22 protein-coding genes are annotated in these 26,735 nt (G+C 38.0%); 13 read left to right on the top strand and 9 right to left on the bottom strand.

Features of this window, described 5'->3' with window-relative positions; all coding sequences use genetic code 11:
* Positions 1–5: 5 nt before the first annotated feature.
* The 6 genes from IM793_RS11200 to IM793_RS11225 all read right to left on the bottom strand — a co-directional run bounded on the left by IM793_RS11200 (position 6) and on the right by IM793_RS11225 (position 5,465).
* A complete protein-coding gene (locus IM793_RS11200) occupies positions 6–776 on the bottom strand; it encodes a succinate dehydrogenase/fumarate reductase iron-sulfur subunit (protein ID WP_121284372.1) in 771 nt (256 codons plus the stop codon).
* An 86-nt stretch (positions 777–862) separates the two neighbouring features.
* On the bottom strand, positions 863–2,842 hold the full coding sequence (locus tag IM793_RS11205) for a fumarate reductase/succinate dehydrogenase flavoprotein subunit (RefSeq protein WP_193421324.1): 1,980 nt from the start codon (positions 2,840–2,842) through the stop codon (positions 863–865).
* Positions 2,843–2,859: 17 nt separating this feature from the next.
* A complete protein-coding gene (locus tag IM793_RS11210) occupies positions 2,860–3,540 on the bottom strand; it encodes a succinate dehydrogenase cytochrome b subunit (RefSeq protein ID WP_025143313.1) in 681 nt (226 codons plus the stop codon).
* Positions 3,541–3,789: 249 nt separating this feature from the next.
* Entirely contained in the window at positions 3,790–4,197 is a 408-nt protein-coding gene (locus tag IM793_RS11215; protein ID WP_193421326.1) for a GxxExxY protein, read from the bottom strand.
* Positions 4,198–4,447: 250 nt separating this feature from the next.
* The gene (locus tag IM793_RS11220; RefSeq protein WP_010599638.1) at positions 4,448–4,639 is read right to left on the bottom strand and encodes a cold-shock protein; all 192 of its coding nucleotides are present in this window, start codon (positions 4,637–4,639) and stop codon (positions 4,448–4,450) included.
* A 322-nt stretch (positions 4,640–4,961) separates the two neighbouring features.
* A complete protein-coding gene (locus IM793_RS11225; protein WP_193421328.1) occupies positions 4,962–5,465 on the bottom strand; it encodes a hypothetical protein in 504 nt (167 codons plus the stop codon).
* 560 nt (positions 5,466–6,025) lie between these two features.
* Between IM793_RS11225 and IM793_RS11230 the strand changes: the two genes are divergently transcribed.
* Positions 6,026–6,346: a four-helix bundle copper-binding protein gene (locus IM793_RS11230; protein WP_193421330.1), complete on the top strand. Its 321-nt coding sequence runs from the start codon at positions 6,026–6,028 to the stop codon at positions 6,344–6,346.
* An 83-nt stretch (positions 6,347–6,429) separates the two neighbouring features.
* On the opposite strand, the gene IM793_RS11235 is transcribed toward IM793_RS11230, so the two are convergent.
* Positions 6,430–7,977, bottom strand: coding sequence for a trypsin-like peptidase domain-containing protein (locus IM793_RS11235; RefSeq protein WP_193421332.1), 1,548 nt, complete (start codon positions 7,975–7,977; stop codon positions 6,430–6,432).
* A 398-nt stretch (positions 7,978–8,375) separates the two neighbouring features.
* On the opposite strand from IM793_RS11235, the gene dapF reads away from it, so the two are divergent.
* From dapF to IM793_RS11280, 9 genes are all read left to right on the top strand, one after another.
* A complete protein-coding gene (dapF, locus tag IM793_RS11240) occupies positions 8,376–9,158 on the top strand; it encodes a diaminopimelate epimerase (RefSeq protein ID WP_193421334.1) in 783 nt (260 codons plus the stop codon).
* Positions 9,159–9,350: 192 nt separating this feature from the next.
* Entirely contained in the window at positions 9,351–10,049 is a 699-nt protein-coding gene (locus IM793_RS11245; RefSeq protein WP_193421336.1) for a hypothetical protein, read from the top strand.
* A 381-nt stretch (positions 10,050–10,430) separates the two neighbouring features.
* Positions 10,431–11,600, top strand: coding sequence for an efflux RND transporter periplasmic adaptor subunit (locus IM793_RS11250; RefSeq protein ID WP_121284380.1), 1,170 nt, complete (start codon positions 10,431–10,433; stop codon positions 11,598–11,600).
* A 48-nt stretch (positions 11,601–11,648) separates the two neighbouring features.
* Positions 11,649–14,831 carry an efflux RND transporter permease subunit gene (locus tag IM793_RS11255; protein WP_132399323.1) on the top strand — a complete coding sequence of 1,061 codons (3,183 nt, stop codon included), beginning with the start codon at positions 11,649–11,651 and terminating at the stop codon, positions 14,829–14,831.
* Between the two features lie 10 nt (positions 14,832–14,841).
* Positions 14,842–16,242 (top strand): efflux transporter outer membrane subunit, encoded by a 1,401-nt coding sequence (locus IM793_RS11260; protein ID WP_193421339.1) that lies wholly within the window; start codon positions 14,842–14,844, stop codon positions 16,240–16,242.
* A 297-nt stretch (positions 16,243–16,539) separates the two neighbouring features.
* Positions 16,540–19,431 (top strand): DEAD/DEAH box helicase, encoded by a 2,892-nt coding sequence (locus IM793_RS11265; protein ID WP_132399327.1) that lies wholly within the window; start codon positions 16,540–16,542, stop codon positions 19,429–19,431.
* 462 nt (positions 19,432–19,893) lie between these two features.
* On the top strand, positions 19,894–20,211 hold the full coding sequence (locus IM793_RS11270) for a DUF2892 domain-containing protein (protein ID WP_121284384.1): 318 nt from the start codon (positions 19,894–19,896) through the stop codon (positions 20,209–20,211).
* 65 nt (positions 20,212–20,276) lie between these two features.
* Positions 20,277–21,059 carry a DUF1080 domain-containing protein gene (locus IM793_RS11275; protein ID WP_193421341.1) on the top strand — a complete coding sequence of 261 codons (783 nt, stop codon included), beginning with the start codon at positions 20,277–20,279 and terminating at the stop codon, positions 21,057–21,059.
* A 236-nt stretch (positions 21,060–21,295) separates the two neighbouring features.
* A complete protein-coding gene (locus IM793_RS11280; RefSeq protein ID WP_132399331.1) occupies positions 21,296–21,898 on the top strand; it encodes a TMEM175 family protein in 603 nt (200 codons plus the stop codon).
* Positions 21,899–22,086: 188 nt separating this feature from the next.
* Here the strand turns inward: IM793_RS11280 and aat are convergent, their stop codons facing one another.
* On the bottom strand, positions 22,087–22,719 hold the full coding sequence (aat, locus tag IM793_RS11285) for a leucyl/phenylalanyl-tRNA--protein transferase (protein WP_193421343.1): 633 nt from the start codon (positions 22,717–22,719) through the stop codon (positions 22,087–22,089).
* Between the two features lie 73 nt (positions 22,720–22,792).
* On the opposite strand from aat, the gene IM793_RS11290 reads away from it, so the two are divergent.
* Entirely contained in the window at positions 22,793–24,235 is a 1,443-nt protein-coding gene (locus IM793_RS11290) for a DUF1800 family protein (RefSeq protein ID WP_193421345.1), read from the top strand.
* A gap of 92 nt (positions 24,236–24,327) precedes the next feature.
* Entirely contained in the window at positions 24,328–25,527 is a 1,200-nt protein-coding gene (locus tag IM793_RS11295; protein ID WP_193421347.1) for a DUF1501 domain-containing protein, read from the top strand.
* Between the two features lie 60 nt (positions 25,528–25,587).
* Here IM793_RS11295 and IM793_RS11300 read toward each other — a convergent pair whose 3' ends face one another.
* Complete coding sequence (locus IM793_RS11300) at positions 25,588–25,941, bottom strand: hypothetical protein (RefSeq protein ID WP_193421349.1); 354 nt, start codon at positions 25,939–25,941, stop codon at positions 25,588–25,590.
* Between the two features lie 105 nt (positions 25,942–26,046).
* On the opposite strand from IM793_RS11300, the gene IM793_RS11305 reads away from it, so the two are divergent.
* On the top strand, positions 26,047–26,415 hold the full coding sequence (locus IM793_RS11305) for a YccF domain-containing protein (protein WP_121284390.1): 369 nt from the start codon (positions 26,047–26,049) through the stop codon (positions 26,413–26,415).
* Positions 26,416–26,735: the final 320 nt, after the last annotated feature.

A 26,735-nucleotide genomic window follows, 5' to 3' on the forward strand; every position in this document is an offset into this window, starting at 1 on the left:
TATTTTTAAATGGTTTCTTCTGAAATAAATTTTGCAGATGCAAAATCACGGTTCATACGAGCAATGTTTTCTAAAGAGATTCCTTTAGGACATTCGGCCTCGCAAGCACCAGTATTCGTACAGTTACCAAAACCTTCAGCATCCATCTGTGCAACCATGCTTTGTACCCTACGGTAACGCTCTGGCTGGCCTTGCGGCAATAACGCCAACTGAGAGATCTTCGCGGAAACGAATAACATTGCTGAAGCATTTTTACAAGTTGCCACACAAGCACCACAACCAATACAAGCTGCCGCTTCGAAAGCTGCATCTGCCTGCATTTTAGGAATTGGTAAGTTATTGGCATCTTGCGCATTACCTGTATTTACAGAAATAAAACCACCAGCAGCAATAACTCTATCAAATGCAGAACGATCTACGGTTAAGTCTTTTATTACCGGAAAAGCAGCTGCTCTCCATGGCTCAACAACGATGGTATCGCCATCTTTGAAAGAACGCATGTGCAACTGACAGGTAGTAACCAGATCTTTTGGCCCGTGTGGACGCCCGTTGATAAACATCGAGCACATTCCGCAGATTCCTTCGCGGCAATCGTGGTCAAATACAACTGGTTCTTCACCTTTGTTAATTAATTGTTCGTTCAATACATCGAACATCTCTAAGAAAGACATATCCGGTGAAATATCGGCCAATTTATAATCTACCAAAGCACCTTTGGTATTGTTATTTTTTTGACGCCAAACTTTTAGCGTTAAGTTCATATTTCCTGTACTCATGATATTGAGATTTAAGTATCAAGTAATGAGAACCAAGTATCAAGATTTAATTCAAGTCTTGATACTTGATACTTACCATCTTGCTACTATTTATAACTTCTTTGTGCAACTTTAATATTTTCAAACTTCAATTCTTCTTTGTGAAGTTCGAAGTTTACACCTTCTTTAAATTCCCAGGCGGCTACGTAAGCATAGTTCTCATCATCACGTAATGCTTCACCTTCTTCTGTCTGATACTCTTCACGGAAGTGACCACCACAACTTTCGTTACGGTTCAAAGCATCAATGCACATCAACTCGCCCAGTTCGATAAAATCAGCTACACGACCTGCTTTTTCGAGTTCGGTATTTAACTCATCAGCTGTTCCAGGTACACGAACATCGCTCCAAAACTCAGCGCGTAGTGCTCTGATTTCCTGAATTGCTTCATTTAAACCTTTTTCGTTACGGGCCATACCACATTTCTCCCACATAATGTGGCCTAAACGTTTGTGGAAATGATCTACCGACTTAGTTCCTTTAATATTGATCAGTGTATTTAAAATGCCTACTGCTCTAGCTTCAGCCTCTGCAAAGGCAGGGTGATCAGTAGGAATTGCTTTTACCGAAATTTCTTTCGACAAGTAAGCTCCAATAGTGTAAGGAAGAACGAAATAACCATCAGCCAAACCCTGCATCAAAGCAGATGCACCTAAACGGTTAGCACCATGATCTGAGAAGTTAGCCTCACCTGTACAATATAAACCAGGTACAGAGGTCATCAGGTTATAATCAACCCATAAACCACCCATGGTATAGTGAACAGCAGGATAAATACGCATTGGGGTTTCATAAGGGTTTTCACCTGTAATCTGCGCATACATATCGAACAGGTTACCATATTTTTCCTTAATTACCGCAGTACCTAAGCGCATGCAGGTTTCTTTGTCAGGATTGTGGTTACCTGCTTTAGAAGCTTCGATTTTTCCGTAGCGTTCTGTATTTGCTTTAAAATCTAAATATACTGCCAATTTAGAAGCACCTACTCCATAACCTGCATCACAACGTTCTTTCGCAGCACGAGAGGCCACATCACGAGGAACCAGGTTACCAAAAGCAGGGTAACGGCGTTCTAAATAATAATCTCTTTCATCTTCAGGAATTTCTGAAGCTTTACGGTTATCATCTTTCTTTTTAGGCACCCAGATTCGTCCATCGTTACGTAACGATTCAGACATCAGGGTTAATTTAGATTGGTGATCGCCAGAAACCGGGATACAGGTTGGGTGGATCTGCGTATAACAAGGGTTTGCAAAATAAGCACCTTGTTTGTGCGCTTTCCAGGCCGCTGTAACGTTACTTCCCATCGCGTTGGTAGAAAGATAGAATACGTTTCCGTAACCACCTGTTCCTAATACTACTGCATGACCAAAATGACGTTCGATTTCTCCTGTAATTAAGTTACGTGCAATAATGCCGCGTGCTTTGCCATCGATTTTAACAACCTCAAGCATTTCGTGGCGGGTATACATTTCCACTTTACCCATACCAATCTGGCGTTCTAAAGCAGAATATGCACCTAATAATAACTGCTGCCCAGTTTGACCTGCAGCATAGAACGTACGTTGTACCTGTGTACCACCGAATGAACGGTTATCTAACAAGCCACCATACTCACGTGCCAAAGGCACACCCTGTGCCACACATTGATCTATAATATTAGCACTTACCTCAGCCAAACGATGCACATTGGCTTCGCGGGCACGGTAATCGCCACCTTTAATCGTATCATAGAAAAGGCGATAAACGCTATCACCATCATTCTGATAGTTTTTTGCGGCATTAATACCACCCTGAGCAGCGATTGAGTGTGCCCTACGTGGTGAATCCTGAAAGCAGAAACATTTTACCTTGTAACCCATCTCGGCCAAAGTAGCCGCTGCCGAAGCACCTGCTAAACCCGAACCTACAATGATTACTTCAATAGTTCTTTTGTTCGATGGGTTAACCAAAGGCACAGAAGACTTATATTTTGTCCATTTGCTGGTTAATTCGCCTTCTGGAATATTTGAATTAATATCTGACATATCTTTTGTGCTAAAAATTATTGAATAAGACCGAAATAAACTGCAATCGGCATGGCTGCGAAAAGGATCGAAATAATAATCGAATACCAAACGCCAGCTCCTTTAATTATACCATTATATTTTGAGTGGTTCCATCCTAATGTTTGGAATGCAGAAGCAAAACCATGCAATAAGTGATAGCATAAAGAAAACATAGCCAAAATATATACGGCAACCCTTACCGGATCCTGAAATTTTTCTTTCATTACCGCATAAAGATCTTCATGTCCGTTGGCATCAACTGTTGGGATGCCTGTAAAACGGGAAACTACCCAAAAATCTTTCAGGTGAACCACCAAAAAGATCAGCAAAAGCGTACCTAGCAAGCCCATAGAACGGCTGTACCATTTACTGTTTGCCTTACCATCGTTTACTGCATACTTAACCGGACGTGCTTTCTGATTTTGCAATGTTAAACGTAAAGCCTGAAAAATGTGTGCAAGCAAACCAATAAATAACACAATCTCGCCAGCCCGGATAATCCAGTTGGTGGCCATAAAATGTGCGCCTACGTTAAATGTCAAACCACCGTCGCTAATAAAAATTAAAGCATTAATACCGCAGTGTACAATTAAAAAAAGTATCAGGAACAAACCTGTAATACCCATTATGAATTTCTTCCCTATTGATGAAGAAAACGCATTTCCGAAACCACTCATTTGATTAGGATTTATATCTAAATTTCTTGCAAAAGTATCTAATTATGAGTTTAATTTATAAACGATTATGACAAAACAGCGATAAAACATTTATTTAGAAACATTCTAAAGCATATTCGGAATTAATCGAAAGAATAGGAGATTATTTTGAGTTTCGATTATTAGTATTGGTTAAATGTGCAGCATGACCTAACGTTTTTTAACCATTAAGGAATTAAGAGCATTAAGTGTATGTAAAGATTGTTAAAGTTATCTGTCTGGTAAAATACTGAAATATTCATTTACTATTGGTACAATGCTTTTTGTAATATTTTCTGTGAAAAAATTAATTAATAATCCCTGAGGAGCATTAAGAAGTTTCATATAGGTTTGGAGTTGTGCGTGATGAACAGGTAGAATATTCGATATCGCTTTTATTTCTATTACAACACAATTATTAACAAATAGATCCGGACGTAAATCTAAATCCATTTCCAATTCATCATACACTACCGAAAGCACAAATTGTTGAGCAACAGTATATCCGTTTTTTTCCAACTCATATTTTAAGCAGCGTTCATATATACTTTCCAATAAACCTGGACCTAATATTTTATGAATTTTAATTGCGAATCCTGTTATCTCATAGGATAACTGCGTAACCTCTTTTTTAGTCATTCCCTATTTAATTTAGTTGAAACATGCTTTCAACGTTAACTTTTAAGTATGTATGATTACGGGATGAATAAAATAAATTGGTATTGAGAACTTATTCTAATACTAAAATAACAAATATCCTCTTAACTATCTTAATTTCTTAATGGTGAAAAATTAGATAATAAGAAGACTTAACTTTTCAAAAAATAATGGCATAAAAAAAGTCCCGATTTGCATCGGAACTTTTTACGATTTATGTGTTCGAGTTTTCTTAAGCTACTTTAACATTTACCGCGTTTAGGCCTTTTCTACCTTCTTCTACATCGTAGTTTACGGTATCATTCTCGCGAATGTTATCGATTAAGCCTGAAGCATGAACAAAAATTTCGGCATCGCCATTAGATGGAGTGATAAATCCGAAACCTTTAGTTTCATTAAAAAATTTTACTGTTCCTTGTTGCATTATATTGTATTTTAATTTGAACCAAAGATAGAGTTAAATACCTATAAATCAATTTTTTATTTTTTTTATTGTAGAATATATACTAAATACATTGACTATTTGCCTTTTAAGCCCTATTAGCGGCCAAATTTAATCCATTAATTTTTGATGTACCACCCGGTTTTATCCATAAAATATGTTCAAAACAGGCTTTTTCTAATCGCTTTTCTGCGTAAAAAAAACATAAACAACAAAATGAACTACTTTTTCCGACTGTTAATTATTGATGAATAACATTGAAAATCCAGAACCAAAAGTTACCTTATAGCAACCGAGCTTAAATTTAACTATAAACAAGACTTTCGCGCTGCTCATAATTCACCATCAGGTTTTCTGTGATTTTTACAACTAACGTTTCGTGGGCTTTAGCAGTATAGCTTAGGGTGAGCAGATCACCAACGATTTCGTGTAAAATTAAATCCGGACTTGTATAGGTGATCGAAACTATATGCGCTGCTTTATTTAACAGATCAGAATTATAAATATGTAATTCGGCCCAATCGAAAAGGACCGGATGATCTTCAATATCATTTAAAACAGGTATTTTATATTCTAAAGCTGCAATGCTGTCCATAACTGAATACTGAAGTTTTTGATTTAGCGTATTTGCCTTATCATTCGCTTGCTGCATCTGAGAAAAGGTATGCAGGTGTTGATCTAAGCTATATATTTTGGATTTTTTTTGAAATTCTTTGTAAGTATCATGAAATATCCGCCTTTCAAAATCCGTTCTGCACATGAAATTGAAATATTGTTTTACACTTAGGTTAATTTTAGCTAAAGCCATAATATTCGGTTTTTGTTGCTGATTCAAATGGAACTATAAAAAAATAATTTAGCGTATCGGTAAAGGTTGATTATCAATCGGTAGTAGCGAAACTAAATCTTGATTATGAAAAACGGATGAATATTAGTTTCCGTATAAGAAACGTTGCTGACCAACAAAGATTTAAGATATTTTAACAAATAGCCTTTCCACTACACTCAAATCAATTGTCATTCTGAACGCAATGAAGAATCTCTGCCATATGAGATACCGAACCTGAACAAATTGATGCAATTCTTTTATTAACATGCAGGATAATAAATTCTCCGTGTTCATTTGTGGCAAAAAAAAGCGATAGCCTGTAGGAAACAGGCCATGGAGTGATAGTAAGCCATAGAAAAAAAGACCCTTCGACTACGCTCAGGGTGACAAAACGCGTATGTTTAAAATTTGTGTTTATCTGTGCTCATCCGTGGCAAAAAATAACTCGATGAGATTACCCCAATTCATTTTTAAAAAACAGTTTAACTGCCAGCAGGTTATTACTATACAAAACATTTATAACTAAAATAACTACAGATATGGAAACGAGAAACAACCATGCTTTGATCAAGGCTTTATTGGATTGCGCTTTAGCTTGCGAACACTGCGCATCATCCTGTTTAAAAGAAGAAGATATCAACATGATGATTGATTGTATTAAACTCGACAGGGATTGTGCGGATATCTGTACCCAGGCAGCCAGATTGCTACAAAGAGATTCAGTTATTGGCCACCAATATCTACTACTTTGCGAAGAAATATGCAGGCTTTGTGCGGCTGAATGTAGCAAACATGACCATGAGCACTGCAGACAATGTGCGGTGGCCTGCGAAGAATGTGCCGACCGCTTGCCATGCTAATCACGAACCTATAAAACAAGACTAAAAAAAAGGCTTCCCGGATTTAATCCTGGGAAGCCTTTTAAGCTATTTATTAAAAATAATTATTGTGCAGGGAAACTGTAGTTGTATGAACCTTGCTCACCAACACCAGAAATGCTAACCATATTGTTTCTTCCTAAAGGCAATGCTTTTTGAACATCGGTCACAGAATTTACAGGTTGTCCATTTACTTTGGTAATAATTAAACCTTTTTCCACCCCAATATTGTCGAAAGCTTTTCCAGTGGTAACTGATGTTACAACCACACCACTGTTAATGCCATATTTCGATTTCTGCGCTTGAGTAGCCGGAGCGAAAGTTGCGCCCAATTTACTTACTTCGGCACCTTTACTTGTATTATTATTTGCAGTTAAACCTACACTGGCTTCGCCTTTAAGGGTAACCGTATAGTCTTTCAAGGCACCATTACGCAGTACAGTTAATTTAACTTTATCGCCAGGGTTTAAACGACCAACTCTTTCCTGAAGATCAGGTGAATCGTTGATTACCACACCATCAACTTTTTTAATTACGTCGCCTGATTTAATGCCCGCAGCAGCAGCACCGCCGCCAGCAACCACATCATTCACATATAAACCACTGATTTCGTTGGTTTTAATACCTTCAGGTTTTTCCTCACCACTTAATGGCACAAAGTTAACGCCAATGTAACCACGTTTAACTGAACCATATTTCATAAAATCGTCAACAATTTTACGGGCTAAGTTAACTGGGATTGCGAATCCATAACCTTGGTTATAACCGCTTTGTGAAGCAATTGCTGAGTTAATACCTACCAATTCACCATTTGCATTTACAAGGGCTCCACCGCTGTTACCAGGGTTAATGGCCGCATCTGTCTGGATAAATGATTCTATGCTGGTATTTGCCGGACGATCTGGTCTTTTCCCAGTACGTTGGTATTCGCGGTATTCCTCTTCTGTAATTTCATTGCCTTGTTGTTCACGACCAATAATACCAATACTACGATTTTTTGCACTTACAATACCAGCTGTTACTGTTGTATTTAAATCTAAAGGGAAACCTACAGCTAATACCCATTCTCCAACCTGCACATTATCCGAATTACCCATTTTTACGACAGGCAAACCTGTTGCATTTACTTTAATTAAAGCTAAATCTGTATTCGGATCGCGGCCAATTACTTTAGCTTCTACTTTACGTCTATCGGTTAATACTACTTCAACCTTCTCTGCATTTTCTACTACGTGGTTGTTGGTAACGATATAACCATCCTGACTAATAATTACACCGGAACCTGACGCAGCCCTTGGTTGACGCTGCATCTGGCGGCCACCGCCGCCGAAGAAATCTTCCATCATATCAAAAGGAGAAGAAGAACCCTGCCCTTTCGATGCTGCGTAGGTTGTTTTAATGTGAACCACACCTGGTGCAACTGCTGCTGCGGCCTGTGTAAAATCTGTAGCGCCTGCTGATGATACTTTTAATGGATTATTGGCGAAATACAAATTCTGTTTTTCAGTAATGGTACTGCCTGTTTGGTTACGCTCAAATAATTTGTAACCTCCAATTGCTGCTGCCCCACCTATAAAAGCAGCTAACACGGTAATTCCTAATATTTTTTTCATGTGTTTGTATATTGTTTGTAAATGGTCATGAAGCTATTAAAAGCTTAGTATTGCTTTAAAATTGTTAGCTTTTAATGGTTTCATGTGTCTGTATATTGTTTTATTTAAAGCCATGATTTATTATAAACTAATTTGCTAGCTAATGGTTTAGCTTATCATATTTCATTTGTTAAATGTTATTGTTTGCGGGAGCGTTTTTCATTTTGATCTAAGCAGGATGCTCCAGCAGTTTTATCTGCTTAAATTTTCTTTAGTAAGTTTATTCAAATTTAATACCATATAAACGATATTTGTATCCTCAAAGCACTTAGTTTTGTGTTAAAAAATGTTAAATTAAAAAACACAATCCGTTTATTACCTTTTGCAACTCAAATATTGCATTAAAAAATGAAGCTTTCATGAAAATTAATTTTTATAAATATCAGGGCGCAGGCAACGATTTCATTTTAATAGACCACACTACCAGTCCATTAAAAAACATTGACAATCAATTAGTTGAACAATTATGCCACAGAAGATTTGGCATTGGTGCCGATGGATTAATGTTCATTACAAAGCACGAGAATTATGATTTTGAGATGCATTATTTTAACGCAGATGGTAAACTGGGCAGCATGTGCGGAAATGGTGGCAGATGCATTGTTGCATTTGCCAAACAGCTTGGCATTATCGACCGGGAAACAAACTTTTTGGCAGTAGATGGCCCTCATTATGCCAGAATTTCAGAAAATGGAGAATGGGTTGATTTACAAATGATTGATGTAGATACCATTACCAAAGATGGCGAAGCTTACGTATTGAATACGGGTTCGCCACATTATGTTGCTCTGCAAAGTGATTTAAAAGATTTTGACGTTTTTACCGAAGGAAAGAACATACGTTACAATACAACTTATGCAGAAAAAGGCATAAATGTAAACTTTGTTGAAGATAAAGGTGATCATTTATTTGTTCGTACTTACGAACGCGGGGTTGAAGATGAAACCTATGCATGTGGTACCGGCGTAACAGCGGTGGCCATGGCTATGGCACAACATAAAAACCAAACCGGCCATGTTAAAACTGATATTAAGGTTTTGGGCGGTGATATTAAAATAGAATTCGACTACGATGGTAAAGCATTCACCAATGTATTTTTATGTGGCCCGGCCAAATTGGTTTTTGAGGGAGAAATAGAGTAATACTAAATTTCGGTTCTTGTGATGCGATTGATCTTCCTTTTTTTCTGTCTGACCTACTGCTTTTCATGCAAACAGAAAAATCAGGTCAAAAAATTCGAAATCAAAAAAATAAACAGCCCACTAAAGTCAAAAAAAGATTCTACTACTAAAAAAATAGAATCACTTTTTCACGATGCTTTAGAAAAATCACTAATGCTCGCCAAAACTGCTGGAAAAGAAAGTTTCAGAAAAAAATTTTCTACAGGAAGCGAATATTTAAATAATAAAGTTGATGTAGAAGTTAAATTCGGTCACCTGTTTTCTCAGAACTATAAAAATTTGTTCATTGCAAGTTCTTCAAAGCTTTATACAAAAATAACTATTTATTCTGTTAATGCTCTTGGTTTCAAAAAACTGATCGACCAAATTTTGATGACTGATGCCTATCCAATTTGGTCAATCAAAGATGTAAATAATGATGGGCTAAAAGATCTCTCAATTAACTGGTACCCTTTATCAGGGTGCTGCATGAGAAATATTTTTGATCTTTATATTTCCAAAGTCGATGAAATTTCTACAACAAAAATTGAGCTTGTAAACCCTACTTTCTTTTCAAATGAAAAAGCAATCAGAGGCGTTACTTATGATCATCCCGGACTCGCTTCTTTATATAAGTTTAAATGGAATAAACTAAATCTCGACACCATAGAATATATTTATCCTAACCTAAGCGATACTATTCAAATTTCCTTCGTGAGATCTAATGAAAGTCATTATTCTCAATCAAAGAAAAAAAGATCAGAAAATCTAAAATCAATACCAAAAGAATATAACTCAGTTTTAGGTCTTGATTATTTTAAAAGCTATAATCTGGAAGATATCAAAATCATCTCAAAAAACTACAACAAATAGATTCTATTTCTTAAACATGAAAATGAATGATACGTAGACACTACATCTTGTTAGACTGATCAAAATTCGCAACATTTATCACAATAAAATGCATCAATACAAGCAATTTTAACAGCATTTAACATCTGTCTCAAGATATTTACACATTCATTTCTGGTTAAAAATAATACTTAAAAATCTAAAAAACAGCAATTTAAAGCAAGACAAGCGCAGTTTAGAACATGAAATAAATCAATCGATTGATTAAATGACAGAATTTGGACAGATTTATTTTTGGTTAGGCGCTATTTTTGGACAATTATTTGCGGAAATTGAAGTCCTAAGTTTTAACGACGCTCTTAATTCCGGAAATTCAAATTTATACACACACAGAAATAGTCCATGAGAAAAGTAACAACTCTCTTTTTTAGCATGAGCATGGGTATGCTCTTAGCATCATGCGGAAACAACGATGCTGCTAAAAAAGCCGCAGCTGCAGCAGCAGCTGGTCCACAAGCTTACCCGGTTTTTACCGTAAATACACAAAACACCACTTTAGATTCTGATTACCCTGCAACGATTGAAGGTATCCAAAATATCGACATCCGCCCAAAAGTTGACGGCTTTATCGAAAAGATTTTTGTAGATGAGGGTGCAGTGGTTAAAAAAGGTCAGTTACTTTTCACCATTAATGCGCCACAATATGAACAACAGGTACGCACAGCAAGAGCAGCCATCAGTAGTGCCGAAGCCGATGTTAATGCCGCCCAGTTAACAGTAAATAAAACCAGACCTTTGGTAGAAAAAGACATCATCAGCAAATATGATCTTGATGCTGCTCAATTAACACTTCAAAGCAGAAAAGCAGCATTGGCACAGGCAAAAGCCGAATTGGTAAATGCGCAGGTTAACTTAGGCTATACTTCTGTTAAAAGCCCTGTTGACGGCGTAGTTGGCAGTATTCCTTTCAGAAATGGAAGTTTGGTAAGCAGTACCAGTACACAACCTTTAACAACAGTTTCTAACACCTCAAAGGTTTATGCTTACTTCTCTTTAAATGAGAAACAGCTTTTAGATTTTTCTAAAACCTATAAAGGGAATACTTTGGCCCAGCAGATGAAAAACATCCCTGCGGTGAGTTTGGTGCTTGCCGATGGAACAGTTTATGCACAAAATGGTAAAATCGAATCCATCAACGGACAGATTAACACCAGCACGGGTTCTGCAAGTTTAAGAGCAACCTTCCCCAACCCTACTTCTTTATTAAAAAATGGCGCAAGTGCTTCTGTAAGGATTCCTCAGCACATTGAGAATGCAATTTTAATTCCTCAGAAATCGACCATTGATTTACAGGGCAAAAAATTCGTCTATGTTTTGGGTGATTCTGCTAAAACCATTAACACCGAAATTGAGATTATGGATTTGGCCAAAGGCAAATTCTATGTCGTAACTAAAGGACTTAAGGCTGGAGATAAAGTTGTTTTAGAGGGTTTCCAATCGTTAAAAGACGGAACGAAAATTAAACCTGAAGAGAAAAGTGCCGATTCAGTTTATGCTGATATCAAGAAATAACAATATCATGTTGCCAATCACACTATTGCAGTGTAATCAATATTAATTATGTTTAAGAAATTTATAGAAAGACCGGTTTTATCAACGGTTATATCCATCATCATCGTTATACTCGGTGTTTTAGGTTTAGCTACGTTGCCGGTTTCACAATATCCGGAAATTGCCCCACCAACGGTGCAGGTTTCTACTTCTTACCAGGGTGCAAATGCCGATGTGGTAATGAATAGCGTTGTTGTTCCGCTGGAAGAGCAGATCAATGGTGTGGAAGACATGACCTACATGACCTCCAGTGCCAGTAACGATGGTACCGCAACCATTACCGTAAACTTTAAGCTGGGCACCAACCCCGATCTTGCAGCAGTAAACGTACAGAACAGGGTGGCGCGTGCAACGAGTTTATTACCTGCAGAGGTTACCAAATCGGGGGTAATTACAGCTAAAAGACAGGCGAGTAACGTATTGATCTTTGGTTTATATAGCGATGACCCTTCTTACGATCAGAAGTTTTTACAAAACTATGCAAACATCAATATCATCCCTCAGATTAAACGTATCAATGGTGTGGGTGATGCAAGTGCATTCGGAACGTTGGATTATACCATGCGTATCTGGCTAAAACCTGATGTGATGGCAACCTACGGATTGGTTCCTAACGATATTAACGTTGCCCTAGCCGATCAGAATGTGGAGGCCGCTCCAGGTCAATTCGGAGAACTTGGCGATCAGGCATTTCAATATACCCTAAAATATACGGGTAGGTTAAAAGATGAGGCCCAGTTTGGTAATATTATTATCCGTACCACCGATAACGGTCAGATTCTCCGTTTAAAAGATATTGCAAGGATCGAATTAGGTGCACAGAGTTATGCCAGTTCGGTTAAATTTAATGGAAAACAGGCTTTGGGTATTGCGATTAACCAAACAGCAGGTTCAAATGCAAAAGAGGTGATCGAAAACTCTATCAAAACCCTTGATGAAGCTCAAAAATCTTTTCCAAAAGGGGTGCATTACTCAACTTTGGTTAACGTAAACGACTTTTTGGATGCATCGATAGAAAAAGTGCTTCACACCCTTATCGAAGCATTTATTTTGGTGTTCCTTGTAGTGTTTATCTTCTTACAGGATTTCCGTTCAACCTTGATTCCGGCAATTAGTGTACCGGTGGCGATTATCGGAACGTTCTTCTTCCTGAGTTTATTTGGATTTACCATCAACTTATTAACCTTATTTGCCCTAGTACTTGCCATTGGTATTGTGGTGGATGATGCGATTGTAGTAGTAGAGGCCGTGCATGCCAAGCTGGATGAAGGTTATACAGATGCCAGAAAAGCAACTATTGATGCCATGGACGATATTAGTGGAGCGATCATTTCGATCACTTTGGTAATGGCTGCCGTGTTTATCCCGGTGAGTTTTATCTCCGGTTCTTCTGGTGTATTTTACAAACAATTTGGTTTAACACTAGCCATTTCGATCATTTTATCGGCCATTAACGCCTTAACATTAAGTCCGGCATTATGTGCTTTATTCTTAAAACCGCACAAAGAAGAACACAAAAAATCTAAAAACTTTTTAAACCGTTTTTACGATGCTTTTAATACTTCATTTGATGCCGTAACTGGAAAATATAAAAAATCGGTAAGCTTTCTTTCCAGAAAAAAATGGATTGTTGGATTGGCTATTGCCTTCTTTGCTGTAGTATTGGTTTGGACAATGAATACCACGCCGAAAGGTTTCGTACCAAATGAGGATTTGGGAACCATCATGAGCGATATCTCATTACCAGCAGGAACTTCGCAAGAGGAAACCAATATTGTAATTGCAAAGATTGATAGTATTGCACACAAAATACCTGAAATTAAAAACACTTTAAGGGTTGTGGGTCGTAGTATGATCAGTGGTTCGGGCAGTTCGTATGGTATGGTAATTTCGCGATTAACCCCATGGGATGAACGTAAAGGCCGCGATGTAAAAGCCATAATTGGCGAGTTGTTTGCAAAAACAGCAGGTATTAAAGGTGCTAAAATTATCTTCTTTGCTCCGCCAACTATCCAGGGTTTTGGTACCAGTGGCGGTTTTGAGTTCCAGTTGCAGGATAAAACTGGCGGAGATATCAAAAAATTCAACGAAGTTGGAAATGGATTTCTAGCCGCGTTGAGTAAACGTCCTGAGATCCAATATGCTTCTACCTCTTTTAACCCAAATTTCCCACAATACCAGATTGATGTAAATGTGGCAAAGGTTAAACAGGCCGGGTTAACGGTTAGTGATGTATTGGGTGTAATGCAGGGATATTATGGTGGTGTTTATGCATCAAACTTTAATAAATTCGGTAAACAATTCAGGGTGATGTACCAGGCAGATGCCCAGTATCGTGCAAACGAGCAAACGTTAACCCGTATTTTTGTTAGAAATTCTGCAGGACAAATGGCTCCGGTATCAGAATTTATTACGTTAACCAAAGTATACGGACCACAGGCCATTTCGCGTTTCAATTTGTTTACTTCTATTGCGGTAACAGGTAATCCAAATGCAGGCTATAGCTCAGGTGATGCTTTAAAGGCTGTTCAGGAAGAGGCTGCTAAAAATCTTCCGGCAGGATATGGCTATGAATTTTCTGGCTTATCACGTGAGGAGATGGCTGGCGGAAGTCAGACAGTCTTCATCTTCTTACTTTGCGTAATCTTTGTTTATTTCCTACTTGCCGCACAATACGAAAGTTATATTTTACCGTTAGCAGTTTTATTCTCTTTACCAGTTGGTTTAGCAGGTGTATTCGTGTTTGACAAAATTTTCGGGGTAGACAATAACATATATACGCAGATTACCCTGATCATGCTTGTGGGACTACTCGCCAAAAACGCCATTTTGATCGTAGAATATGCGGTAGATAGAAGAAGAAAAGGCATGAGCATAGCCAATGCGGCAATTGATGGTGCAACAGCCCGTTTACGCCCGATTTTAATGACCTCGTTCGCTTTCATCCTTGGTTTATTACCTTTAATGTTGTCATCAGGTGTTGGTGCAGCGGGTAATACTTCAATTGGTACAGGTGCTGTTGGGGGTATGTTGATCGGAACAATATTTGGAGTTTTCGTAATTCCGGCTCTGTTTATCATATTCCAATCCTTACAGGAGCGCATCAGTAATAAATCGCCTTTTAACGAAGGTATTGACCATGAACAAACGCCAGAGGAATATGAATTGGCTACTGCGAACAGCAAACATTAATACTAAGAAAATGAATTTTAGATATAAGCATTCCCTTTTAACCGGTTTAGCCATTATTACCCTGAGTGCCTGCGTAACTAAAAAATACGAACGCCCCCAGGTAACAAGCGAAGGTTTATACCGCGATAATAGTACAACAGATACCACTACGATGGCAGATCTGCAGTGGAAAACATTATTTTCGGATACCACTTTACAATCGCTGATCCAACAAGGGATAAATGAAAATTTAGACCTTAAACAGGCGATTGAGCGGATTAAAATTGCCGAAGCAACACTAATACAGAGTCGTGGGGCATTATTGCCAAGCCTACAGGCTGATGTAAACGTAACGGATAATAAACAATCGCAGGCCTCCTTAAACTTTCCTCCTGGGATTAACATTAATTTAGAAACCCAAACTTATAAAGCACAGCTAAGTACCAGTTGGGAAGCTGATATATGGGGAAAACTGACAAGTGCAAAACGTGGTGCATATGCAACTTTATTACAAAGTGATGCCGCAAAAAGAGCTGTCCAAACGCAATTAATTGCCACTATTGCCAACAATTATTATACTTTATTGGCACTCGACAAACAATTGGCCATTACCGAACAAACCATTAAGGTTAGAACGCAGGACGTGGAAACCATGAGGGAATTAAAACAGGGAGCGGTAGTAAATGGTGCGGCAGTTGTACAAAGTGAGGCCAATTTATATGCAGCTCAGGTAACTGTGCCTGATTTAAAAAGAAGCATCAAAGAGGCCGAAAATGCACTAAGTGTTTTGGTTGCCAAAGCACCAAACATGATTAACCGCACCACTTTAGATCAGCAAACCCCTTATGCGAATTTACAAACTGGGGTTTCTGCACAATTGCTAAAAAACCGTCCGGATGTGATAGCCGCTGAATTTGGTTTCAGATCGGCTTTTGAAAATACCAATGTAGCTAAAGCTTACTTTTACCCTGCTTTAACGATTACTGCAGCAGGCGGATTATCAAGCTTACAATTACAGGATTTCTTCAGCAAATCTATCTTCTATAATTTAGTAGGAGGTTTAACGCAGCCAATTTTTGCAAGAGGAGCGAATAAAGCCCGCCTAAAAACAGCTGAAGCTAATCAACAGATTGCTTTTTACAACTTTCAACAAACGCTGTTAACTGGTGGACAGGAAGTATCAAATGCATTGTATGCTTATCAAACTGCTGCAGAAAAAGAGGAAACAAGGGCAAAACAAATCGCCTCATTAACCAAAGCGGTAGATTTTACCAAAGAGTTATTGCGTTACAGTTCGGCAACTAACTATACTGATGTGTTAACTTCAGAACAAAGTTTGTTAACAGCTCAATTAAGCGGGATTAATGACCGATTACAAAAATTACAGTCGGTTGTTAACCTTTACCGTGCATTAGGCGGTGGCTGGAAATAAACATAAATTAACAAGCACATTTGAGGCATTCTGAATTTCAGGATGCCTTTTTTTTGTAGTTACCTAAAAATGAGGATGCTAACCCTAAGAAATTATTTATAAAATATCCAATGCAATTCATGAGTTCCGTCACTTACCTAGCATAAACCAGAAGTATTTACCTCATACGAATAATTCAGGTTTAAAATCCATATATTTTTTATCCCAAAAACGGTCAGTTCTTTTGATCTAATCTCAAAATATTGTAAGTTTAAAGTTTTTTAAGCGCTTAGCTTTCAAAAATTTTTATATTCATCAATGTTACGTGTCGATAGCTCTAAAGCCTGTAAAGTCGTATACTCTTTGTGCAAACATGAGTACCTTGGCTATTTAATTGAACCACACGTAGTTCAGCTTAATCCACAGGGCGACTTTTCTTTTACCTATCAACGGATTTTTACCCACACGGCAGAAGAGTTCAATGCCTGCTTAAGTGACATCGATTATAAGCTGATTAAAATTTTAGATGATATTGAGCAGGATTCGCTGATTAAAAAGTATTACAAAAAATTAATCAGGCCAACTGAATTCTTTACCAAAATTTTCGACGATAAGTTTTATGAAAATGTTCGTCCTAAAATTGAAAAGAAACTTGCCGAAGCTTTAGAAATCTTAAAGGTCAAAAATGAGCTTTATGTAATGGACAAAGATGGCTGGCCGGTAGAACGCAAAATCGAACTTGCTGATGAGCCCGCATCTATCCTTTTCCATTTCCGGAGAAATGAAACTGAAACACGTTATTTTCCAACCATCAAATACCAGAACCTGCGCATCGAATTTATGTTTAAAGAAGCGCAGATCATCAGCAACAAACCTGCCTGGTTATTGCTGAACGATGTGTTATACTTTTTTGATCAGGATATTGAAGGAAAAAAACTACAACCGTTTTTAAATAAACGTTTTATTGCCATACCGAAAACAACCGAAGCCACCTACTTCGAAAAATTTGTTGCCCCTTTAATCGAGAAACACCATGTGTATGCAGAAGGTTTCGAAATCAGGACGGAACAGTTCGAGGCTACGCCTGTAATCAAGGTTTTATATGTAGATGGCGGTCTTTCGCAAATCCAGTTGTACTTTAAATACGGAGAATATACTTTCCCTGTCGAAAACGCACATAAAGTAACCGTGCGTTTAGAAAAAACGGCCGATAACTATATTTTTCACCGCATTAAACGTTCAGCTGAATGGGAGAAAAAACAGTTTAATTTATTGTTATCCTTAGGACTTAAAAAAACGAGTTCATTATTCAGTAACCTTGAAGTAGCTTCAGCGGATGAAAATCCAAGTTATGGAGCAATAAATTGGGTAAATGAACATATCGAAATCTTAGAGGCATCAGGTTTTGAAATTGAACAGGCTACCGGGCAGAAAAAATTTGTATTAGGCGCCAGTAAAATCGATCTGGAAGTTAAGGAAGGAAACGATTGGTTCGATATCCACGCCGTGGTTTGGTTTGGCAAATATCAGATTCCTTTTCTATCGTTAAAACAGCATATTTTACATAAAAAGCGTGAGTTTTTATTACCTGATGGAGAAGTGGCCATTATCCCTGATAAATGGTTTACTCAATACGGCAGCCTGTTTAGTTTGGCAGAAGCCGGACAAACGCTCAAATTAAAAAAACACCATATCGGTTTAATCAACGATCTGGCCGAAGATAGTTTGGCTAATGTTACCCTCGAGCGTAAACTTCAGCGTCTTTCGGATTTTGAAGATATTGCCGATACGCAGATGCCCGTTCATTTTAAAGGAACTTTGCGCGATTACCAAAAGGCAGGCTATAACTGGTTCAGCTTTTTACGCGAGTATAATTTTGGCGGCTGTTTAGCTGATGATATGGGTTTGGGTAAAACCATCCAGACCTTGGCCATGCTGCAAAAAGTTAAAGAAGACGATCAACTGTTGGACACACAAACCACCTCGCTGATCATTATGCCCACCTCTTTAATTTATAACTGGTTAACAGAGGCAAAAAAGTTTACACCAAAGCTTAAAATATTAGCCCATACAGGCACCAACCGCAATAAAGATGTCGCTAATTTTGCCAATTACGACATTATCATTACCACTTATGGCGTTACGAGAGTTGATGTAGATGAAATGAAAAATTTCTATTTCAATTATATTATTCTCGACGAAAGTCAGAACATTAAAAACCCGGCATCCAAATCGTTCAAAGCCGTTAGAAGCTTAAAATCGAAAAACAAACTGATCTTGAGCGGTACACCGGTAGAAAATTCAGTAAGCGATTTATGGTCGCAGTTAACTTTCTTAAATCCAGGGCTATTGGGCACACAGGCATTTTTCTTCGAAGAATATGTGCAGGCGATCGAAAAGAAAAAGGACGAAGAAAAAGCACGTAAACTGCAATCAATCATCAAACCTTTTGTACTCCGCAGAACGAAAGAACAAGTGGCTGCAGAGTTACCGCCTAAAACGGAACAGGTAATTTATTGCGACATGAGTGAGGACCAGGCCGCTTATTACGAAAAAACCAAATCGGCCTACCGCAACGATCTATTGCAGAGTATGGATGATGGAACTTTTGCGAAAAAACAGGTGCAGCTTTTACAGGGTTTAACCGCTTTACGCCAGCTGGCCAACCACCCTGTGATGATCGATGGAGAGTACATCTCTGATTCGGGCAAATTTGAAAATGTAATCCACACTTTAGATAATGTGCTTAAGGGCGGACATAAAGTTTTGGTTTTTTCTCAGTTCGTAAAACACCTGGATATCTTTAAAAAACATTTTGAAGCAGAGCATATACCATTTGCTTATTTGGATGGATCAACCCGTAACCGTGGCGAGATCGTTTCTGAATTTCAGCAAAATACGGACTTAAAGGTTTTCCTGATTTCGATAAAAGCCGGTGGTGTAGGTCTGAATCTCACACAAGCAGACTATGTTTTTATCCTCGATCCATGGTGGAACCCTGCTGTAGAACAACAAGCTATTGACAGAACGCACCGTATCGGTCAGGACAAAAAGGTTTTCATTTATAAATTCATTGCAAAAGATACTGTTGAAGAGAAAATCCTGGCTTTACAGAACCGTAAAAAATCGTTGGCAAACTCTCTAATTACCACCGAGGAAAGTTTCTTTAAATCGCTGAGTAAAGAGGATATTAGGGATATACTGAATTAACAAGCTGAATTGTCATCCTGAATGCAATGAAGGATCTTTATTGAATAGGTTCAGATCCTGTATTTCATAGCTTATAACCTGAGTTCGATTAATGTTTAAAAATTAATGTACTTTATTAGGACGAATTGGCTAGCCGTTTCGTCATGCTGAATTTATTTCAGCATCTTTCCTGTTAAACCGCCTTACTATAAAGACCCTGAAACAAGTTCAGGGTGACGACCGTTCATGTAAGGCGCCAAAGAACCCAAATTAAAGCACATTATTAATCGAACTCAGGTTTATAGATCCTTCATTGCATTCAGGATGGCAGATCACTAATTAGATTTCTCCATTCCGCTACGCTTCAGTCGAAATGACGCCAGATTTTAAGAAGTCTCATTAATAGCTCCGTTACAATTTAAAATTCTTTTCAAACTCATTCCCTCCTTACTTGTTATACAGTAGAACATAAATTCTACCATCATGACAAATCAAGATTTTAATACTGCAGTAAATAATGTTAAAGAAGCCTGGAAATACCCGGAATTATTCGAAAATGTTTCAAAATCTGAGCGTTGGTTATCAGGCGCAGCAGGAACATATTTACTTTTTAAAGGCATTACCAGCATTTTTTCACATCCTGTAATTGGATTAACTGGTGCTGCAATTGGTGCAGGACTATTATACCGTGGCATTACAGGCTATTGCCCAATGCGTGATTTAGCAGAACAACGCAGGGAAGATGTTGCACCTGACGAAGTAATTATCAGTGAAACCTATGTTGTTGACGATTTAGGGTAAAATTTTAAATACTAAATTTCCATTTCTTAATAAACTGGTTAACTTTAAAAAGTTAAACCACAATCATGAACAAGTACACACTATTATTTATTCCTGCACTTTTTGCAGGACAAGCTATGGCGCAAGATAAGAAACCAGACCCTGCCAATGATCCAAAAACAACGGAGGTTTGGGAGCCAGTTCCTAAAATTGTTACACCAGGTAAATTGCCTCAAGATGCACCATCTGATGCGATCATTCTTTTTAGCGGTAGAAATTTAGATGCATGGCATTCTGTTAAAGATCCAACTAAACCGGCTGCGTGGACAATTGACGATGGATTTTTCACCGTAAAAAAAGGAACAGGAAACATCGAAACCAATAAAAAGTTTACCGATTACCAACTTCATCTGGAATGGAAAATCCCTGAAAACATTTCTGGCGAAGGTCAGGCACGCGGAAATAGCGGGGTATTTTTAGCTTCAACAGGTGGTGGTGATGATGGTTATGAAATCCAGATTTTAGATGTTTATAATAACAAAACCTATGTGAACGGACAAACAGGTAGCATTTATAAACAAGCAATTCCTTTAGCTAACGCCAACAAAAAACCTGGCGAATGGCAATATTATGATATCATTTGGAACGCGCCACGTTTTAATGAAGATGGAACAGTACAAAAACCAGCAAGTGTTACCGTATTTTTAAATGGCGTACTTTTACAGAACGGATTTATATTAAAGGGTGCAACGAGGTATATTGGTGCTCCTGAATATAAAAAACATGGCCCTTCTTCAATCAAATTACAAGATCACGGAGACCCAAGCCCTGCAATCAGCTACAGAAACATTTGGGTTAGAGAACTATAATTAGATGGTCCTCGTTTGTAACGAGGATCGACGAGAATTGCGATTGTATCGCTTAAAGGAATAATAGTCACATTAAAATGTGAACCTCATACATCCCCGTCGCAAACGGTGACGATAGCGAATTATAATTTCAACAAAACAACAATAAGGAACCTGCAGGCCAAAAGCTTGCAGGTTTTGTTTTATACAATAATTTGACTGATAATTGTAACCAGATTATTTAAGGTCGGATTTTTATGAACAAAGGCAGATTAGAAGCATTTAGCGATGGTGTAATTGCAATTATCATCACCATTATGGTTTTGGAAATTAAAGTACCAGAACATGGCGAAACTTTAGCAACCTTAAAACCGCTCTTACCAAAGTTTATCAGTTATATCCTCAGTTTCATTTATGTTGGCATTTACTGGAATAATCACCACCATTTATTACATGCCGTTAAAAAAGTAAATGGATCAATGCTTTGGGCTAACCTAAATTTCCTTTTCTGGCTTTCACTATTTCCATTTGCAGCCGGCTGGATGGGCGAACATCACTTTGCCTTATGGCCTGTTATTCTATATGGTGTTGCATTACTTCTTGCAGCCATTTCCTATACCTTATTGGTAATTGTGATAAAAAAAACAGAAGGTCAGCACTCTTTGGTGGTACACGCCATCGGTAATGATGCTAAAGGAAAATTCTCTTTGCTATTTTATATTGCAGGTATAGGATTAAGTTTTATCAACCCCTGGATTGGCGTTGCGCTTTATTTCGTAGTCGCCTGCATCTGGTTTATTCCGGATAGAAGAATTGAAAATGCCATGCGTGAGCAAGGTTTAACTGATGACAATAAATGAGATATCATTTATTGTTTTTCATTTGAAAATGAGCGTTCAGTAATGCTTCTGAAGCAGCAGTCCCGTTATCCGCTACTTCCGATGCTAATTTAGTGCCGATTGATCGGTAAAGAATCGGAAACGCTACTACCGGGTTTATTGAACATAGACAGTAAGAGAAACATTAAAACTTAAAGCCGACATTAGCTTCAAGGAGCCTGAAGCATTTCCATATACAACTCCCGGCTGATCATTTCAGCGCCTAAACTCATCAAATGATCGTTTGGCAACTGACAATCGATTAAATCGATATTCATTTTGCTTAAAAAAATAAGGGCAGCTTTTGAGGCATTACTTACATGACTAAACATACTTTCGCCGCAAAACACACGGTTAACTTTTAGGCCGTATAATCCACCCACCAATTGATTTTCCAGCCAAACTTCTACGCTGTGGGCATAACCCTGTTGATGGAGATTGATATAAGCATCTTGCATTTCATTGGTAATCCAGGTTCCATCCTGTCCTTTTCTTTCAGTAGTTGCACAATTCCGGATCACCTCGGCAAAAGCCTGGTTAAAAGTAATTTTGAGAACCTCCTGTTTTAAAATTTTCTGCATGCTTTTACTGATTTTGATTTTATCAGGATAAATTACGCAACGCTCATGTGGCGAATACCAAAGGATTGGTTCACCTTCGCTAAACCATGGGAATATACCATTAGAATAGGCGATTAACAACCGCTCGGTACTTAAATCGCCTCCAATGGCTAGCAAACCATCCTCTTCTGCCAAAGCCGGATCCGGAAAGCCTGGGTGATCATCAAGTAACTGAAAAAACATATACAAAAATAAGAAAGAAAACAAAGATTAAACCCTGACGTTTTAAATTAGTCATATTGTAAAACAGTCTATGATGAGCACAAAAGATAATTTCTTAAAAGTAAAACATCTTTACAACCGGGCCTGCTTCGGGGTTTCTTATACCGACTTACAAAAATTAAGCAAAAAAAGTCTCGATAAAGTGGTCGATAACTTGATTAAAGATTCACAAAAAGATGATCCAATTAATTTAATAAACGATTTTGAATCAAAACGGCAGCTTTTGGTACAGGCAGGTTTATATGCTAAAAAAGACCTGACGGATGATGAAAAGAAAATGCGTCAGCAGATTATACGCGAGCAAAATGAAGTGAGCCGCGACCTGAATATTGCCTTCATTACCAAGATGATTAATACAGATGCTCCCTTGAGGGAAAAGATGACGCTCTTTTGGCATGGTCATTTTGCCTGCCGCAGTAATAATCCATTCTTTGCACAACAACTAAACAATATCCAAAGAGCAAATGCTTTAGGTAGCTTTAAAACCTTGTTGGTAGAGGTTTCGAAGTCGCCAGCGATGCTGCAATACCTGAATAATCAGCAGAATAAAAAAGGGAAGCCAAATGAGAATTTTGCCCGCGAACTGATGGAGCTTTTCACTTTAGGAAGGGGAAATTATACCGAGCAGGATATTAAAGAATCTGCCCGCTCATTTACAGGCTGGATGTATGATAAAGATGGCTCATTTATTTTCAGACAAAATCTACACGATACCGGAACAAAAACCTTTTTTGGTAAAATCGGGAATTTTGAAGGCGAAAACATCATTGATATTATTCTCGAAAAACCAGAAACCGCGCAGTTTATTGCCAGGAAGGTGTATCAATTTTTTGTTAATGATAAGCCCAATGAAGCACATGTTAAAGAACTCGCCACACATTTTTACAATTCGAAATACGACATTGCTGCAATGATGAAGAAAATGTTTACTTCTGATTGGTTTTATAGCCCGGAAAATGTAGGCACAAAAATTAAATCGCCAGCTGAATTTTTAGTGGGCTTAAGTCGTGAGTTTTATGTTACTTATAATAAACCACAGGTTTTAATACAGTTGCAAAGCAGTTTAGGGCAATATTTATTTAACCCGCCTAATGTTGCGGGCTGGCCTGGCGGACAAAGCTGGATTGATAGTTCATCGCTAATGTTAAGGATGCGCATTCCTTCGCTTGTGTTAAATGATGGAGAAATCGATTTTAGTGGTAAAGCCGATCCTGAAGATGAAGCCGTAATTGCTTTAAGTCGCACGGCTACCACCAATGCAAATGCCAATATGAAACCAAAATCGTATGTAAACGCAAATGCAGACTGGCCTAAATTTTTAAACACTTTACCAAAAGGATTAACACCATTAGCGCTTACCGAGTTTTTACTGCAACCGAAATTAAACACTAAAATAACCACAATGGTAAGCGATAACAAAGGATTGCGAAGTACAGCAGTAGAAATTACCAGTATGCCAGAATATCAGTTGTGCTAGATGAATATTGATTAATGGTTTGATGACTTATGGTTAATAGCCGCTTAGCTAAACGCCCAAGCCATAAACCATCAACAAAAAAACTTTACACCATGAACAGAAGAAATTTTTTAAGAAATACAGGATTTGTTGCAGCAGGTTCGCTATTCGTTCCGGCTTTTATGAAACCACTTGAGGCCATGGCACTTGATGAGTTAAGCCTTTACAAAAACCTCGTTGTGGTTCAGCTCTCTGGTGGAAATGACGGTTTAAATACAGTTATTCCCTTTGGAAACGACATTTATTATCAAAAAAGGAATAGTATTGCCATTAAACCTGAGGAGGTAATTAAACTGAATGACATGCAGGGCTTAAATCCCAACATGGCTGCCTTGCAGGAAATTTACGATCAAGGCTGGATGACCATCATTAACGATGTTGGCTACCCAAATCCCGACCGTTCGCATTTCCGCTCCATGGATATCTGGCAAACCGGTAGCGATAGTAATCAATTTTTATCAACCGGATGGATTGGCCGTTATTTGGATAGCAATTGCCAAACCTGTAAATTCCCTTATACGGCAATAGAAGTTGATGACTCACTTTCTCTGGCCATGAAAGGGCAAACCAAAAAAGGAATTGCATTAAAAGATCCTGCAGCTTTGTTCCGCAATACGAACGATCCGTTTTTTAAGGCCATGCTGCAGAATGATAAGGAACATTTAGATGAAGATAATTTAGGTTATTTGTATAAAACGATGATTGAAACTTCATCTTCTGCCAGTTATATACAGAATACCTCCAAAATTTATCAATCGAAATCTACTTACCCTACTTCGGGTTTTGCTAACCAATTGAAAACGGTTTCTAAATTTATCTCTTCTGGATTAAAAACCAGGGTATATTATGTGTCGCTAAGCGGTTTCGATACACACGTGAATCAGATTGGACAACAAGGTAATCTGCTTAAACAGTATAGTGAGGGCATGGCTGCTTTCTTAAAAGATCTGAAATCGAACAATAAACTGGAGGATACTTTGGTGATTACCTTCTCCGAATTTGGCCGCAGGGTAGAACAAAATGCCAGTAACGGTACCGACCATGGAATGGCAAATAATATGTTTGTTTTCGGTGGAAAATTAAAGAAACAAGGGATTTTTAACGCCGCACCAAACTTGAGCGATCTCGATACCGGCGATTTAAAATATCAACTGGATTTTAGGCAGGTTTATGGTACCATTTTAGATAAATGGCTGGATGTAAACAACGCTGATATCCTGAACAAAAAATTCAATACGCTGGATTTTATATAGCTATTACAAAGAAGTCAAGTTTAATAACCAACTGGCTATCAAACTTGACTTCTTTTTTATTTATTTTCTTTTCAATACGTATACAGGCCGGTTTGATGACTGGTCTACCTGCTCTGTGTAAACACTAAACAACGCATATCCGTAAGCTTTCATCTTATTCACCGCATCAATTGCTGAATTAAATTCGAGTTTTTTATCATTATCATCTCTGATGTACTGTTCGCTATAATCGCCAACCTTTTGCCCGTACTCCAACGCTATCCATTGTTTGTCTGCTAAAAAACTCTTTGTTGCCCGAATCTGGATATAGTCCACATGGATATCGGTCAATTTCACGCCATTTACATTTTGGGCTTTGGCACGCGACAGTCCAAAGCAAGCGACGAATGTCGCAGCAAGAATAATTTTTTTCATATTGTGTTTCATTTGTGTGTGATTCTAAATTACGAAGAAAACAAGCAGAAAGCATTAACAGGCTGTAACAAAATTCTCCGTATTAAATCTTAAACTAAAAACACAATGAACTTTTTAGGCAATATTATCTGGATTATTTTTGGTGGTATCTTTATTTTCTTTGAATACATTATCGGAGGCTTAATCCTTTGCCTAACCATTGTAGGAATTCCTTTTGGCATTCAATGTTTTAAATTTGCCATTGTAGGCCTGGCTCCTTTTGGCGTTAAAATAACCGATACATCTTCGAATACGGGCTGCCTGTCTACCGTCATGAATTTGATCTGGATTTTATGCGGTGGTTTCTGGATAGCTTTAACCCATTTGTTTTTCGGAATCCTGCTTTGCATTACCATTGTTGGTATTCCATTCGGCCGCCAGCATTTTAAATTGATGAATTTAGCTTTTACACCGTTTGGGAAATCGATTTCTTAATCTGAATAAATCCAGGTAGTTCCGTCATTTCTACGACTTATTCGTCATTGCGAGAAGGCTTTTCAGCCGACGAAGCAATTTCAATTGTCAATTACATATAAGATTGCTTCAGCTCTCCCAATCCCAGCCTTGCAATCACGACATTTCGTCGTATATCTCTTGTATTTTTGAAAAGCAGGGTTCTGTGTTTATCGGATCAGAAAGTCCTGCCATCCGCTTTACCGCTCTGCGTTCGGTGCCCGCTCCTGTCAGGTTTATTGAACTTTGGCCTGTTCCCATTGGCAAAAAATACTGTGCTTAGCCCCGATTGAATGGATGCC

Origin of the sequence: Pedobacter sp. MR2016-19 (assembly GCF_014947265.1) — a bacterium.
Classification (GTDB): Bacteria; Bacteroidota; Bacteroidia; order Sphingobacteriales; family Sphingobacteriaceae; genus Pedobacter.